We start from the raw sequence: 13,678 nt of genomic DNA, 5'->3' as shown, positions 1-13,678 counted from the left end.
CCGACCTACCGGACGGTATGCCGCGCCTACCTCCGCCGAGGCTCCGCAGGATAGACGAGAAGGATGAAAATTTTATGTACATCGTGGCCATTGGCTGGCTCTATGTCGCGCTGATGATGGCGATCACCGAGCACACGGTGGTGGCGGGCGTCGCCACGTTCGTGTTCTATGGCCTGGCGCCGGTGGCGCTGGTGCTGTACATCCTGGGCACGCCCGCGCGGCGGCGGCGCAAAGCGCAAGCCGAGCGCGCCGCGCAGGCCGGCGCCAATGCGCCGCCGGCGGCGGAAACACCGCCGCAGAGAAAGGATTGATGCCTCAGTCGGCCAGCCAGGTCAGGCTGGCCATGCGGCCGGTCACGCCGTCGCGGCGATAGGAGTAGAAGCGCGCTGCATCGGTGACGGTGCAGGCGTCACCGCCATACACATCAGTGCAGCCGGCGCGTGCCAGCCGCGTGCGCGCGAGCGCATAAATGTCGGCGAGGTACTTGCCCGGGGCGCCGGCACGGAACGCCGCGGCAACAGCGGCCCGCTCGCCGGCAAGCGCCTGCGCCAGGAAGGCGTCGCGCACCTCGGCGCCGACTTCAAACGCATCCGGCCCGATGGCCGGCCCCAGCCACGCCAGCCAGCGCTGGCCCTGACCGCCGGCCGCGGCCTGCATGCGTGCCAGCGTGGCCTCGATGACGCCGTTGCACAGCCCACGCCAGCCGGCGTGCGCAGCGCCCACCACCGTACCTTGCGCATCGCACAGCAGGACCGGCAGGCAGTCCGCCGTCATCACGGCGCAGACATGGCCCGGTGCGATCGCGACGCTGGCATCGGCCTGCGGGGCGGGATCCTTTGCACCGGCCACGTGGTCGGCCGTGACCACGGCGCAGCCATGCACCTGGTCAAGCCACCGCGGCATCGACGGCAGGTGCGCCGCCAGGCGTTGGCGATTGCGCGCGACGTCCGACGGGTCGTCACCGACATGCGTGCCCAGGTTGAGGCCGCCCGGCGCGCCGCCGGCAAGCCCGTACGGCCCCTGGCTGACGCCGCCAAGGCGTGTGGTCGAGAGCGCGCGCACGCGCGCCGGCGACGGCCAGTCGGGCACCAGCCACTGGGAATCAGGCGTCGCGCTCATCGTGTTCATCGTCGTCACCATCCTCGTCACCGTCCTCGTCAGCGTCCTCGTCACCCCGGCCGGCATATTCCCAGTGCGCTTCACCGCCCTCCCACACTTCGTCCCAGGCCTCTTCTTCGTCCTCGTCCTGCGCGCTTTCGAAGTCGAGCGCATCGACCAGCGCCTGCAGGTCTGCCGGCGGCTGCGCGGTCCACGACATGTTGCGTCCGGTAGCCGGATGCACCAGCCCGAGCTTGTGCGCATGCAGCGCCTGGCGCTCGAACGGCACCGGCAGCGGCACGCGGATCGCCGGACGCTGGCCGCGCTGCGTCGCGCGGAAGTAGACCGGATCGCCCACCAGCGGATGGCCGATCGATTCAAAGTGCACGCGGATCTGGTGCGTGCGCCCGGTCTCGAGCTTGCACATCACCATCGAGACAAAGCTGCGGCCCAGCGGCACCGTGGCCAGCGTGCGGAAATGCGTGCGCGAGGGCTTGCCGCTGGCCGTGTGAACGACCGCCATGCGTGTGCGTTCGCGCGCGTCGCGGCCGATCGGCGCATCGATGGTGCCCTCGTCGTAAGTGCGGCCCCAGACCAGCGCAATGTACGTGCGCTTGACCGTGCGCGCCTGCAACTGGCGCACCAGGTCAGTCTGCGCGGTCAGCGTGCGCGCGACCACCATCAAGCCGGAAGTTTCCTTGTCGAGCCGGTGCACGATGCCCGCGCGCGGCAGCGCAGCGGCGGCCGGGTCGCGATGCAGCAGCCCGTTGAGCACGGTGCCGCTCCAGTTGCCGGCGGCCGGATGCACCACCAGCCCGGCGGGCTTGTTGATGACCAGCAGCGTGCCATCTTCATAGACCACGTCCAGCGGCACATCCTCCGGCGCAAAGGCAGAGGATTCGGGCGCGGCCTGCGGCTGCACCTCGATGCGGTTGCCCATCTGCACGGCATCGCGCGGGCGGCGCACCTGTCCGTCGACGCGCACCGCGCCGCTTTCGATCCACTGCTGCAGCCGGCTGCGCGAAAATTCGCTGAAGTGACGCGCCAGCAATTTGTCGAGACGTTCGCCATGCGCCGCACTGTCCACCTCCAGGGACAGCATCACGCCCGCCTCGGCGCCTGGCGCGGCATTGGCCGGCACGGCATCGGCAAGGTCTTCGAACTCCTCGGAATCAGCCACGGCTGCGGCGGCGCGCACCTGTTCGGGTGGCAGTCCTCCCACCCCTGCGCCCGGTCGGGCTTGAGGTTGAGGGCTTGGGCTATAATGCTTGACGCTATTTTTTTTCATCCGGGATACGATTGCCCATGCAATTGCAGAGCATGAAACGCGCGCCGTGGCGCGCGACAATTGGAGCGGTTCTGCTCGCAGGCAGCTGCGTCATGCTGTCGGCATGCGGCCTGCTGGCGGACCAGCCCGACGAGACCGCCGGCTGGTCGGCCAACAAATTATATTCGGAAGCCAAGGACGCACTGGATGGCGGCGACTACACACGCGCCGTCAAGCTCTACGAAAAGCTCGAAGGCCGCTATCCGTTCGGCCGCTATGCGCAGCAGGCGCAGATCGACACCGCCTACGCCAACTACAAGGACGGCGAGACGGCCGCCGCGCTGGCCGCGGTGGACCGCTTTATCCAACTGCACCCGAACCACCCCAACATCGATTACGCCTACTACCTCAAGGGGCTGATCAACTTCAACGACAACCTCGGCTGGCTGGGCCGCTTCTCGGGCCAGGACCTGAGCGAGCGCGACCCCAAGGCCGCGCGCGCCGCCTACGACGCGTTCAATACGCTGGTCACCAAGTACCCGGACAGCAAGTACACCGCCGACGCCGCGCTGCGCATGCAGTACATCGTCAACTCGCTGGCCCAGCATGAGGTGCATGCCGCGCGCTACTACTACAAGCGCGGCGCCTACCTGGCCGCGGTGAACCGCGCACAGCAGGCACTGAAGGACTATGACGGCGCGCCGGCCAACGAGGAAGCGCTGTACATCATGATCCGTTCGTACGATGCGATGGGCATGAAGGACCTGCGCGACGACACCGCCCGCGTGATGGAGAAGAACTTCCCGGAAAGCGACTTCATCAAGTACGGCGAGCGCCGCAAGGACAAGTCATGGTGGGAAGTGTTCTGAGCTTCGCCCACGCCCACCGGTGGCGATAAAAAACGGGACGTGTCGCAGGACCATCCCGTTTTTGTTTTCCAGGGGCGCCCTTCAGTCTTCCGCGCCCGCTTCCCCGGCGGGCGCTGCCTTGCCCTCGCCGCGCAGCGATTCCAGGAAGCGCACCGCCGTGGCTGCCTCGCGCGTACGTGTGAATGGCGGCAGGCTCTGCCAGATCTGGCGGCCATAGGGTTTCTCCACCAGCCGGGTGTCGAAGATGGCCAGCACGCCACGGTCGGACTCCGAGCGAATCAACCGCCCCGCGCCCTGCTTCAGCGTGATCACCGCGTGCGGCAGCTGGTGCACGGCAAACGGGCTCAGTCCCTTCTTCTGCAGCACTTCCATGCGCGCGGCCAGCACCGGGTCGTCCGGCGGCGCGAACGGCAGCTTGTCGATGATCACCAGCGACAGCGCCTCGCCACGCACGTCCACCCCTTCCCAGAAGCTCTGACTGCCAACCAGCACGGCGTTGCCCAGCTCGCGGAAGCGGTCGAGCAGCTCGGTACGGCTGGCCTGACCCTGCACCAGCAGCGGCAGGTTCAGGCCGCGCTCGGCGAAGGCATCATAGAGCAGGTCAGATGCGCGCTGCACCGCACGCAGCGTGGTGCACAGCAGGAAGGTTCGCCCGCCGGCCGCTTCGATCAGCGGCAGAGCCGCCTGCACCACGGCATCGGTGAACTGTGGCGACTGCGGCGCGGGCATTTCGCGCGGCACGTACAGCAGCCCCTGCTTCGCGTAGTCGAACGGGCTCGGCAGCGTCAGCGAACGATCCTTGTCCAGCCCAAGCTGGGCCGCATAGTGCGTAAAGTTGCCCTTGACCGACAGCGTGGCCGAGGTAAAGACCCACGCACGTGGATGGCCGCCGCGCTGGCGCGAGAAGATCGGCGCGATCGACAGCGGCGTGCGGTGCAGTTGCACGGTATGGGAAAACACTTCGACCCAGCGTACTGTTTCTGTGGGCGCCGGTGCCTGGGCTGCCGCGCCGCCCTCGCCGCCCTCGGCGCCCTCGCTTCCCTCGCCTGCCGGTGCGGCGGGCACGGGCGCGGCAACAACATCGCTGCGCCATGCCGCCAGCCGCTCGGCCAGCTCCAGCGCGCGCCGATGGCACTGCTGCAGCGATTCGGCGCGCTCCGCCTGGCTTTCCAGCATCTCGACGAAGGCGGACAGCGCCTCGTCCAGCGCATCGAGCGTTTCGTTGAAGGGCTCGGCAATGCGGCGATCGGCCTCGATCTGGCCCAGCGCCAGCCGCGCGTTGTCCTTGCCGAACGCGAGCCGCAAGTCGCGCGCGGCACGCTCCAGCGGCGCGCCCAGCGCGACCCAGTCGACCGCATCGCGCGCATGCGACAGGCCTTCGGCCACGGTGTCGCGGGCCAGTTCGAGCAGCTGGCTGGTCGACAGCGTCTCGCCGAAGAACAGCGTCGCGGTCTCGGGCAACTGGTGTGCCTCGTCGAAGATCACGGTGTTGGCGGCGGGCAGCAGTTCGGCCATGCCGGTATCGCGCAGCACCACATCGGCGAAGAACAGGTGATGGTTGACCACCACCACGTCGGCCTGCTGCGCTTCCTTGCGCGCGCGCATCACGAAGCAGTCCTTGTAGTACGGGCACTCCGAACCCAGGCAGTTGTCGCGCGTCGACGTCACCATCTGCCACACCGGCGCGTTCTCAGGCACGGCAGCCAGCTCGGCCTTGTCGCCGGTCTTGGTTTCCTTGACGAAGCGGCCGATGTCGCGCAGCCACGCGGCGTCCTGGCGCGATGCCAGCCGCCCGGCCGCCTGCGCGCGTTCCAGGTGATAGTGGCAGACGTAGTTGGCGCGGCCTTTGAGCAATGCCACCGAGACAGGCACCTTCAGCGCATGGCGCACCGTCGGGATATCGCGCAGGAACAGCTGGTCCTGCAGGTTCTTGGTGCCAGTGGACAGGATGACCTTGCCGCCCCACAGCATGGCCGGCACCAGGTAGGCGTAGGTCTTGCCGGTGCCCGTGCCGGCCTCGACGATCACGGTGTCGTTGGACGCGATCGCCTCGGCGACGGCGTCGGCCATCTTGTGCTGCGAAGCGCGCGGGCGGTAGCCCGGGATGGCCTGCGCCAGCGTGCCGGTATCGGCGAAGATGGCGCCAAGTTCGGCGCTGCGGCTGGCGCTGGCGTCGACGGCACTGGCGGCGCTCGCGGCGACGTCATGCAGGTCCGTTGCGTCGACCGCGCTGGCGTCGTCTTGCTCGGGGGAATCGGAAAGGTCGGACAAGGTGGGGGAATACTTTGTGTAAGCCGCCGGTCGGTCGCCGGCGGCATTTGGTGCGGCGGCCCGGATGCTCAGGCCGGCACGTCGGGTTCCAGCTGCAACTGCAGCAGCGTGATGGCGTCCTTCAGCTTCAGTCGGCGCTTCTTCAGGCGGCGCAGTTGCAGCTCGTCATGGACGACATCGCTGGTGAGCCGGTCGATCAGGAAGTCCAGGTCGCGGTGCTCGATCTGCAACTCCATGATGCGCCGCTCCAGGGTATTCAGGTTGCTGTCCATGTGCGCCTCCGCTGTACGGTCACACTGCGATCGGCTCAGAAGCCGAACGGGCGCGGCGCCGACGCCTGGCCCTGCTGTTCCTTGGCCTTGGCGCGCCGCTCTTCCAGTTCCTTCTGGCGCCGCTCGAGGTCGCGCTGCTTGGCGTCGTACGCCTTCACGTTTTCCTCGCGCTGGCGAGCCTGATCGGCGCCCTTCTGCTGCGCCTCTTTCATCCTGGCGTCAAAGTCGGACTGCTTCTGCTGGTACGCCTGCGCATTGGCGGCGCGCTGCGGCGCTTCGCCCTGGCGTTGCGCGTCGCGCAGCTGCTGTTCCTGTTGCTTCTTCTCGAACGCGGCGCGGCTGGACTGCTCGCTGGTGGCGCGCTGCGGCTGGCTGGCCTCGAATTCGGCACGGCGCAGCGCCTGCTCGCGGTCACGCTCGGCGGCGCGGTGCGCGCGTTCGGCCTCGCCGACTTCCAGTTCGCGCTTGCGCAGCACCTGCAGCTCCTGGCGCTGGGCTTCCTTGGCCTTGTCGATGCAGCTGTTGACGAAGAACTTGCTGTAGCACTCGTGCTCGGCCGCGGAGAAGCGGTAGTTGGTCCAGGCGCGCGAATCGCCGATGGCCTTGCGTTCGGCACCGAAGTCGCGCGTCGCCCCGGCGGCCGGTGCGGAAGCTTGCGCCAACGCCGGTCGCACCGGCATCAGCGCGGCGCCGGCGGCGAGCGCCAGCACTGCGAGGCTGGCAGCCTGGAAAAGGATGGATTTCGGCACGTTGGCGACAGTTGGCATGGCCGGCGAGGAGGCGGGCGAGAAGGCGGGTGAGAAAGCGGGCGAAGGTACCACTGAAGTGGCCTGGGCGGCGGCCGGACGGGGCTTGACGATCATGACGGGATTCTAGCATCCGGGCCGCCTGGCGGCCTGCCCCGCACATGCCGGTAACGCCCCTTGCGCGATGCCGGCGCTCAGCGTGGCCGAACGGCGCCGCGCTTGTGGCAAAATGCCCCGCTTTCGACCGACTGCGTTTTCAGATGTCCAACCTGCCCGCTTCCGTCTCGCAAAAAATCGTGTCGCTCATCGCGGCTGAACTGTCCGTGCAGCCACGCCAGGTCGCGGCCGCCGTGGACCTGCTCGACGAGGGCGCCACCGTCCCGTTCATCGCCCGCTACCGCAAAGAAGTAACCGGCAACCTGGACGACACGCAGCTGCGCAACCTGGAAGAGCGCCTGCTCTACCTGCGCGACATGGAAGACCGCCGCGCGACCATCCTGGCGTCGATCCAGGAGCAAGGCAAGCTCACGCCCGAACTGCAGGCCGCCATCGAGGCCGCCGAAACCAAGCAGGCGCTGGAAGACCTCTACCTCCCCTACAAGCCCAAGCGCCGCACCCGCGCCCAGATCGCGCGCGAATGCGGCCTGGAGCCGCTGGCGCTGGCACTGCTTGCCGATCCCACGCTGGACCCGCAGGCCGAGGCCGCCAAGTACGTCAACGGCAACCCGACCGCCGACGGCGGCGTCCCCGACGTGAAGGCCGCGCTGGACGGCGCGCGCGACATCCTGTCCGAGCAGTTCGGCGAAACCGCCGAACTGCTGGGCAAGCTGCGCGAGCACCTGTGGAGCAATGGCGTGGTCGCGTCGACCGTGATGGAAGGCAAGGAAACCGCCGAGGAAGAGAAATTCCGCGACTACTACGCCTACAGCGAAACCATCCGCACGGTGCCGTCGCACCGCGCGCTGGCGCTGTTCCGCGGCCGCAACGCGGGCGTGCTGATGGTCAAGCTGGGCCTCGGCGAAGAGCAGGACGCGATGGTGCCGCACCCGTGCGAAGGCATGATCGCGCGCCATGTCGGCATCCAGAACCTGGGCCGCCCCGCCGACAAGTGGCTCGGCGATGTGTGCCGCTGGTGCTGGCGCGTCAAGGTGCAGCCGCACCTGGAAACCGAGCTGCTGACGCAGCTGCGCGAAACCGCGGAAGGCGAAGCCATCAAGGTGTTCGGCCGCAACCTGCATGAGCTGCTGCTGGCCGCGCCGGCCGGCCCGAAGGCCGTGATGGGCGTCGACCCCGGCATCCGCACCGGCTGCAAGATCGCGGTGGTCGACAGCACCGGCAAGCTGCTCGACACCGCCACCATCTACCCGCACGAGCCGCGCCGCGACTGGAACGGTTCGCTCGCCACGCTGGCGCGCCTGGCCAAGCAACACGACGTCGCGCTGGTTTCGATCGGCAACGGCACCGCCAGCCGCGAGACCGACAAGCTGGTACAGGACCTGATGAAGCAGATGCCCGAGCTGAAGCTGACCAAGATCGTCGTCAGCGAGGCCGGCGCCTCGGTCTACTCCGCTTCGGAGCTGGCCGCCAAGGAATTCCCGGACCTGGATGTGTCGCTGCGCGGCGCCGTGTCGATCGCGCGGCGCCTGCAGGATCCGCTGGCCGAGTTGGTCAAGATCGATCCCAAGTCGATCGGCGTGGGCCAGTACCAGCATGATGTGAACCAGCGCGAACTGGCGCGCACGCTGGACGCAGTGGTGGAAGACTGTGTGAACGCAGTCGGCGTTGACGTCAATACCGCCTCGGCACCGCTGCTGGCGCGCGTGTCCGGCCTGAACACGGTGCTGGCGCGCAATATCGTCGAATTCCGTGATGCCAACGGCGCCTTCCCCAACCGCGCCGCGCTGAAGAAGGTGCCGCGTCTCGGCGACAAGACCTTCGAGCAGGCCGCGGGCTTCCTGCGCATCAACGACGGCGACAACCCGCTGGACCGCTCGTCGGTGCACCCGGAAGCGTACCCGGTGGTGCAGCGCATCCTGGACCACATCAAGAAGGGCCTGCGGGACGTGATGGGCAACCGCGAATCACTGCGCGGCCTGTCGCCGGAAAAGTTCACCGACGAGTCGTTCGGCCTGCCGACCGTGCGCGACATCCTGTCCGAACTGGAAAAGCCCGGCCGCGACCCGCGCCCCGAGTTCAAGACTGCGACCTTCCAGGAAGGCGTGGAAGACGTGAAGGACCTGCAGCCCGGCATGGTGCTGGAAGGCGTGGTGACCAACGTGGCCGCGTTCGGCGCCTTTGTCGATATCGGCGTGCACCAGGACGGCTTGGTCCACATTTCGGCGCTGTCGAACAAGTTCGTCAAGGACGCGCACGAGGTGGTCAAGGCTGGCCAGATCGTCAAGGTCAAGGTGATGGAGGTCGACGTCAAGCGCAACCGTATCGGCCTGTCGATGCGGCTGGATGACGAGCCGGGCCAGGCTGCACCGCGAAGCGGCGGCGCTGACCGCGGCGGCCAGCGCAACGGCGGCAAGGGCTTCGGCGGCGGCCGCCGCGAGCCGGAGCCGGCGGGCGCGATGGCAGCGGCATTTGCCAAGCTCAAGCGCTGAACGGCGCGCGCCACGCAAAACCCGGGACGCCCCGCACGAAGCAGTGCGGGGCGTTTTTCATTGCGTGCCGCCGCGGGCAATCGTCACGACCAGTCCCGTTGCGCCGTCGGTCCGGTTGGTGAAGGCAAGGTCGAGCCCGTGCAGCCTCGCCACGCGCAGGGCGATGGAAACGCCGAGGCCATGCCCATGCTCACGGTGCGCCCCGCCCCCGCGGAGGAACCGGTCGCCCAGCCGCGCCAGCACATCGGGCGCGATGCCCGGCCCCTGGTCGCGCACGGAAATGCCGTCCGGCTCGAAATCCACCGTGACCAGCGCTCCCGGCGGGCTGTAGCGGATGGCATTGTCGAGCAGGTTGCGCAACAGCAAGGACAGCAGGTTGGCATCGCCCGCGACCGGCAGCGGGTCCCCGCCCTGCTCCGGCCATTCGAGTTCCACGTCGACCTGCTTCTGCTGCGCCAGCGCCAGGCAGTCCGACAGCGCCTGCTGGGCCACCGGCAGCCAGCTGACCGGCTGGCGCGACGGCAGCGCCGAGGCATCCTCCAGCCGGCTCAGCGTCAGCAGCTGCGATACCAGCCGGCTGATGCGGTCGATGCCGGCGGCGACGTTGGCGCGGGCCAGGTTGCGCTCCGCGGCGTCCGGCGAGCGCTCGGCAAGCTCCCATTGCGCCTTCAGCGCGGCCAGCGGCGTGCGCATCTCGTGCGCCGCGTCGGCGGTCAGGCGGCGCTCATGCTCGATCGAATCCGACACGCGCGCCAGCAGCCGGTTCATCGCGTGGACCAGCGGCACCAGCTCGCCCGGCACTGCGGCCAGGCTGAGCGGCTGGCGGTCGTCGGGCGCGCGCCGTTCGATGTCGGCCGACAATGCCCGCACCGGCGTCATCGCGCGGCGCGTGAACCAGATCAGCAGCGCGATCAGCACTGGCAGGCCCGCAGCCCATGGCAGCACCTGCGCAGCGATATAGGAAAGGATCAACTCGTTGCGCTCGGCCAGTTGCTGGCCGACGCAGACACGCCAGCCGGTATCCGGATCGTCGAGGTAGTAGAGCCGCCAGCGCCGGTGGCCGAGGACGGTATCGGTAAAGCCCTTCACGCCTGGTCCGCGCGGCAGCAGGTCGCCCTCCGGATCGATGTGCAGCGGCTGCCCGTTCGGCAGCCACGCGGCGATGGCGAGGTCGCCCAGGCCCGCAGCGCCCTGGTCGCCTTCCACCAGCTGCGGCGGCCGGGTGCGCGACGGCCCGGCGGCAAGGTCGACCATCGGCACCACCGAGTGCATCTGCAGCGCCATGCGCACCATGTCGGTGTCGTACAGCTCGTTGATCTCATGCCGGGCGCGCACGTAGGTCAGGCCGATGGTCAGCAGCCAGACCACCGGCGTGGCGATCAGCACGGCAAGGATAAGCCGGCGCTGCAGCGTCATTGGCAGTCCTCGGCCGCGCCCAGCGTGTAGCCCGCGCCGCGGAAGGTGCGCACGATCTTGGGATGGATCTTGCGGCGCAGGTGGTGGATATGGACTTCAAAGGCATTGCTTTCCACGCCGCCCTGCCAGTCATAGAGCTTGTCGCGCAGGAAGTCGCGCGTCAGCAAGCGGTTGGGATGTGCCAGCAGCAGTTCAAGCAGCATGGCTTCGCGGCTGGTCAGCTCCACCGGCGTGCCGGCCCAGTATGCCTGCCTACCGGCGGGATGGAATTCCAGCGCACCGTGCTTCCACACCGGCGACGACATCCCGACGGCCCGGCGTGTCACGGCGCGCAGGCGCGCGGCCAGCTCGTCCAGCGCGATCGGCTTGACCAGGTAGTCGTCCGCGCCCGCGTCGAGCCCGCCGATGCGGCTTTCGATCGCATCCCGCGCGGTCAGCACGATCACGGGAATGCGGCAGCCGCGCGCGCGCCAGCGCGCCAGCAGCGCCATGCCGTCCTCGCCAGGCAGGCCAAGGTCCAGGACCACGGCGTCATAGCCGGCCATCTCGAGCGCATGGTCGGCTTCCGTGGCGGTGCTGAACCAGTCGACCGCGTTGTCCAGCAGTTGCAGCCCGCGCCGCAGGCCGTCGCCGAGCATGGGGTCGTCTTCAATGATAAGGATTCTCATGTTCCGGGTGTTATGCGGGTGTTATGCGGGTGTTATGCGGCCGTCACGCCGCGCAGGACATCGATTGTGCGCCCGCAGCCTTAATGTGCCATTAAGGTTGGCGGCTTATCCTCGCGCTCACATTGCCAGGCCTTGTCCTGTTCAACGCCGCGCCTGGCGCCGGCGCCGACAAGGCCGTCAACACTTCCGCCCGCGCCGCCTTGCCGTCACACCTGCCCTCCAGCCCTGCCACTCCCGCCGTGCTGCCACACGCCGATCGCCTAGCCGCGGGGCCCGTGCATGCCGTCCGCGTGGCAGGCGTCCCCGCGATTGCGCTCGCGCTCGCCGCGCTGGCGTTCGCGCTGCTGTGGTTCGGCACGCTGGGCGCGCGCCACTTGCAGGGACCGGACGAGGGCCGCTACGCCGAGATCGCGCGCGAGATGCTGGTCACCGGCGACTGGGTAACGATCCGCTATGACGGCTTGAAGTACTTTGAAAAGCCGCCCTTCCACATGTGGGTGACGGCGCTCTCGTACACGCTGTTCGGCATCGGCGAATGGCAGGCGCGCCTGTGCGTGGCGCTTGCGGGCCTGGCCGGCGTGGCGGCGTCGATGCTGGCGGCGGCTCGCTGGTTCGGTGCGCGCGCAGGATGGCTGGCCGGGCTGGTGCTGGCATCGGCGCCGATGTGGAATGCGGCGGCACACTTCAATACCCTCGACATGACCCTCTCCGGGGTCATGGCCTGCGTTCTGGCGAGCATGTTGCTGGCGCAGCACCCTCGCACCACGCCATCGGCGCGACGCAGCTGGATGCTGGCATGCTGGACGGCGATGGGCATTGCGCTGCTGACCAAGGGACTGGTCGGGCTGGTGCTGCCGGGGCTGGTGCTGGTGGCATACACCTGCGTCACGCGCGACCTTGCGCTGTGGCGGCGCCTGCATGCGCCTGCGGGCATCGCGCTGCTGCTCGGGGTGGCGGTGCCGTGGTATTGGCTGGTGGCACGGCGCAATCCCGAGTTCCTGCACTTCTTCTTCGTCCACGAGCACTGGCAGCGCTACACGTCGACCGTGCATTCGCGACAAGGTCCGCTGTGGTACTTCGTCCCGCTGGCGCTGGGCGGCTTCCTGCCGTGGCTTGGGCTGCTGCCCGCGATGGTCCGCGCCGTCAGGTATCGCGCCGGAACCACCGGGGGCACCGGGACCACCGGGACGGCCAGGACAACTGGCCCGGCACCCTTCCAGCCCGCGCTGATGTGCGCCCTGTGGGCACTATCGATCTTCGCCTTCTTCAGCCTGTCAGGTTCCAAGCTGCCCGGCTACATCCTGCCGGTGTTCCCGGCGCTGGCGATCCTCGCCGGTGCCGCGCTGACGCAAACCGGCGTGCCGGCGTGGCGCACGCAGCTTTGGGCGATGCTGGCGATCGGCGCACTCGGGCTGCTGGCAAGCCCTGTGGTGGCGACGCTCGATTCCAACAACACACCGAACATGCTCTATCGCGCCTACTCCGTGTGGGTGGCGATATCGTTTGCCGCCGTCTGTGCCGGCGCGCTCGCCGCGCTGTGGCTGCTGCGACGGCACGGGCGCATTGCAAGCATCACGGCTTATGCGCTGAGCATGCTGCTGGCATTCACGGTTGCCCTGCTCGGCCATGAGGCCATCGGCCGCTCGGCATCGGGTATCGCCCTGGCTGGGCCGATCGAGCGCGTGCTGCGGCCCGGCATGCCGCTCTATGGCGTGGGCATGCTTGACCATACGCTGCCCTTCTACCTGCGACATCCGCTCACCATGGTGGCGCAGCCCGATGAACTGGCCTTCGGCACGGAGCAGGAACCGCAGAAATGGCTGCCGACCATCGACGCCTTTGTCGATGCGTGGCAACACGGCCCGCGTGCCGTGGCGCTGCTGTCGCCACGGACGTTTGCCGAACTGAGCGCGCGCGCGCCGATGCACGTGATCGCGCGCGACTGGCGGCGAGTGGCCGTGGCCAACTTCCCCGTAGCCGGCGTGCGCTAGTGTCATGAGTTGCAATTTCGTTGCGGAAATAAGTCTGTCGAGAAGGCGTACGAGACTAGGAGCGAAGCGCAGCAAGGCTGGAGCCTTGCGAGCATTCGCGACGACGGATCGTGCGTCTTATCGGCAGACTTATGCAACGAACTTGCAACTCATGACACTAACGTGCTGCCGGTGTTTCGTGCCGCGCTCGCGCGGCACGCCTTCTTTACCATGCGATCGTCAAAGCAATGCAAGGCAAGAAAGTACTGATTCTCGGCGTCAACGGCTTCATCGGCCATCACCTGACGCGCCGCATCCTGGAAACCACGCCGTGGGAGGTCTACGGCATGGACATGAACACGGACCGCCTGGGTGACCTCGTCGACCACCCGCGCATGCGCTTCTTCGAAGGTGACATCACCATCAACAAGGAGTGGATCGAGTACAACATCCGCAAGTGCGACGTGGTGCTGCCGCTGGTCGCCATCGCCACGC

The 13,678-nt window shown here is 68.2% G+C and carries 12 protein-coding genes; 5 read left to right on the top strand and 7 right to left on the bottom strand.

Annotated features, from left to right (window positions below; genetic code table 11):
* The first annotated feature begins 74 nt into the window (after positions 1 to 74).
* Positions 75 to 311 (top strand): hypothetical protein, encoded by a 237-nt coding sequence (locus tag ACIP1U_RS19495; protein WP_400318058.1) that lies wholly within the window; start codon positions 75 to 77, stop codon positions 309 to 311.
* 4 nt (positions 312 to 315) lie between these two features.
* On the opposite strand, the gene pgeF is transcribed toward ACIP1U_RS19495, so the two are convergent.
* Together pgeF and ACIP1U_RS19485 are read right to left on the bottom strand one after the other, a co-directional pair.
* Positions 316 to 1,119 (bottom strand): peptidoglycan editing factor PgeF, encoded by an 804-nt coding sequence (pgeF, locus tag ACIP1U_RS19490; protein WP_400318450.1) that lies wholly within the window; start codon positions 1,117 to 1,119, stop codon positions 316 to 318.
* The gene (locus tag ACIP1U_RS19485) at positions 1,103 to 2,386 is read right to left on the bottom strand and encodes an RluA family pseudouridine synthase (RefSeq protein WP_400318056.1); all 1,284 of its coding nucleotides are present in this window, start codon (positions 2,384 to 2,386) and stop codon (positions 1,103 to 1,105) included. The genes pgeF and ACIP1U_RS19485 overlap by 17 nt, the downstream gene beginning before the upstream one ends.
* A 17-nt stretch (positions 2,387 to 2,403) precedes the next feature.
* Here ACIP1U_RS19485 and ACIP1U_RS19480 point away from each other — a divergent pair, with 17 nt between their 5' ends.
* Positions 2,404 to 3,234: an outer membrane protein assembly factor BamD gene (locus ACIP1U_RS19480; protein ID WP_400318053.1), complete on the top strand. Its 831-nt coding sequence runs from the start codon at positions 2,404 to 2,406 to the stop codon at positions 3,232 to 3,234.
* An 81-nt stretch (positions 3,235 to 3,315) separates the two neighbouring features.
* On the opposite strand, the gene ACIP1U_RS19475 is transcribed toward ACIP1U_RS19480, so the two are convergent.
* The 3 genes from ACIP1U_RS19475 to ACIP1U_RS19465 all read right to left on the bottom strand — a co-directional run bounded on the left by ACIP1U_RS19475 (position 3,316) and on the right by ACIP1U_RS19465 (position 6,640).
* On the bottom strand, positions 3,316 to 5,505 hold the full coding sequence (locus ACIP1U_RS19475; RefSeq protein WP_400318051.1) for an ATP-dependent DNA helicase: 2,190 nt from the start codon (positions 5,503 to 5,505) through the stop codon (positions 3,316 to 3,318).
* 68 nt (positions 5,506 to 5,573) lie between these two features.
* Positions 5,574 to 5,777, bottom strand: coding sequence for a DUF465 domain-containing protein (locus ACIP1U_RS19470; protein WP_400318048.1), 204 nt, complete (start codon positions 5,775 to 5,777; stop codon positions 5,574 to 5,576).
* A 35-nt stretch (positions 5,778 to 5,812) separates the two neighbouring features.
* Positions 5,813 to 6,640 carry a hypothetical protein gene (locus ACIP1U_RS19465; RefSeq protein ID WP_400318045.1) on the bottom strand — a complete coding sequence of 276 codons (828 nt, stop codon included), beginning with the start codon at positions 6,638 to 6,640 and terminating at the stop codon, positions 5,813 to 5,815.
* Between the two features lie 143 nt (positions 6,641 to 6,783).
* Between ACIP1U_RS19465 and ACIP1U_RS19460 the strand changes: the two genes are divergently transcribed.
* Entirely contained in the window at positions 6,784 to 9,129 is a 2,346-nt protein-coding gene (locus ACIP1U_RS19460) for a Tex family protein (protein WP_400318042.1), read from the top strand.
* Between the two features lie 57 nt (positions 9,130 to 9,186).
* Here the strand turns inward: ACIP1U_RS19460 and ACIP1U_RS19455 are convergent, their stop codons facing one another.
* Together ACIP1U_RS19455 and ACIP1U_RS19450 are read right to left on the bottom strand one after the other, a co-directional pair.
* On the bottom strand, positions 9,187 to 10,545 hold the full coding sequence (locus ACIP1U_RS19455) for an ATP-binding protein (RefSeq protein WP_400318039.1): 1,359 nt from the start codon (positions 10,543 to 10,545) through the stop codon (positions 9,187 to 9,189).
* Positions 10,542 to 11,213 (bottom strand): response regulator, encoded by a 672-nt coding sequence (locus ACIP1U_RS19450; RefSeq protein WP_400318037.1) that lies wholly within the window; start codon positions 11,211 to 11,213, stop codon positions 10,542 to 10,544. Before ACIP1U_RS19450 ends, ACIP1U_RS19455 begins: the two co-directional genes overlap by 4 nt.
* A gap of 239 nt (positions 11,214 to 11,452) precedes the next feature.
* On the opposite strand from ACIP1U_RS19450, the gene ACIP1U_RS19445 reads away from it, so the two are divergent.
* A complete protein-coding gene (locus ACIP1U_RS19445; RefSeq protein WP_400318448.1) occupies positions 11,453 to 13,204 on the top strand; it encodes a glycosyltransferase family 39 protein in 1,752 nt (583 codons plus the stop codon).
* 227 nt (positions 13,205 to 13,431) lie between these two features.
* On the top strand, positions 13,432 to 13,678 hold a 247-nt coding region (locus ACIP1U_RS19440), incomplete at its 3' end, for an NAD-dependent epimerase/dehydratase family protein (protein ID WP_400318035.1).

The sequence above is a fragment of the Cupriavidus sp. NPDC089707 genome (genome assembly GCF_044748965.1).
Taxonomy (GTDB): domain Bacteria; phylum Pseudomonadota; class Gammaproteobacteria; order Burkholderiales; family Burkholderiaceae; genus Cupriavidus.
This window is presented reverse-complemented; position numbering and strand designations above follow the sequence as displayed.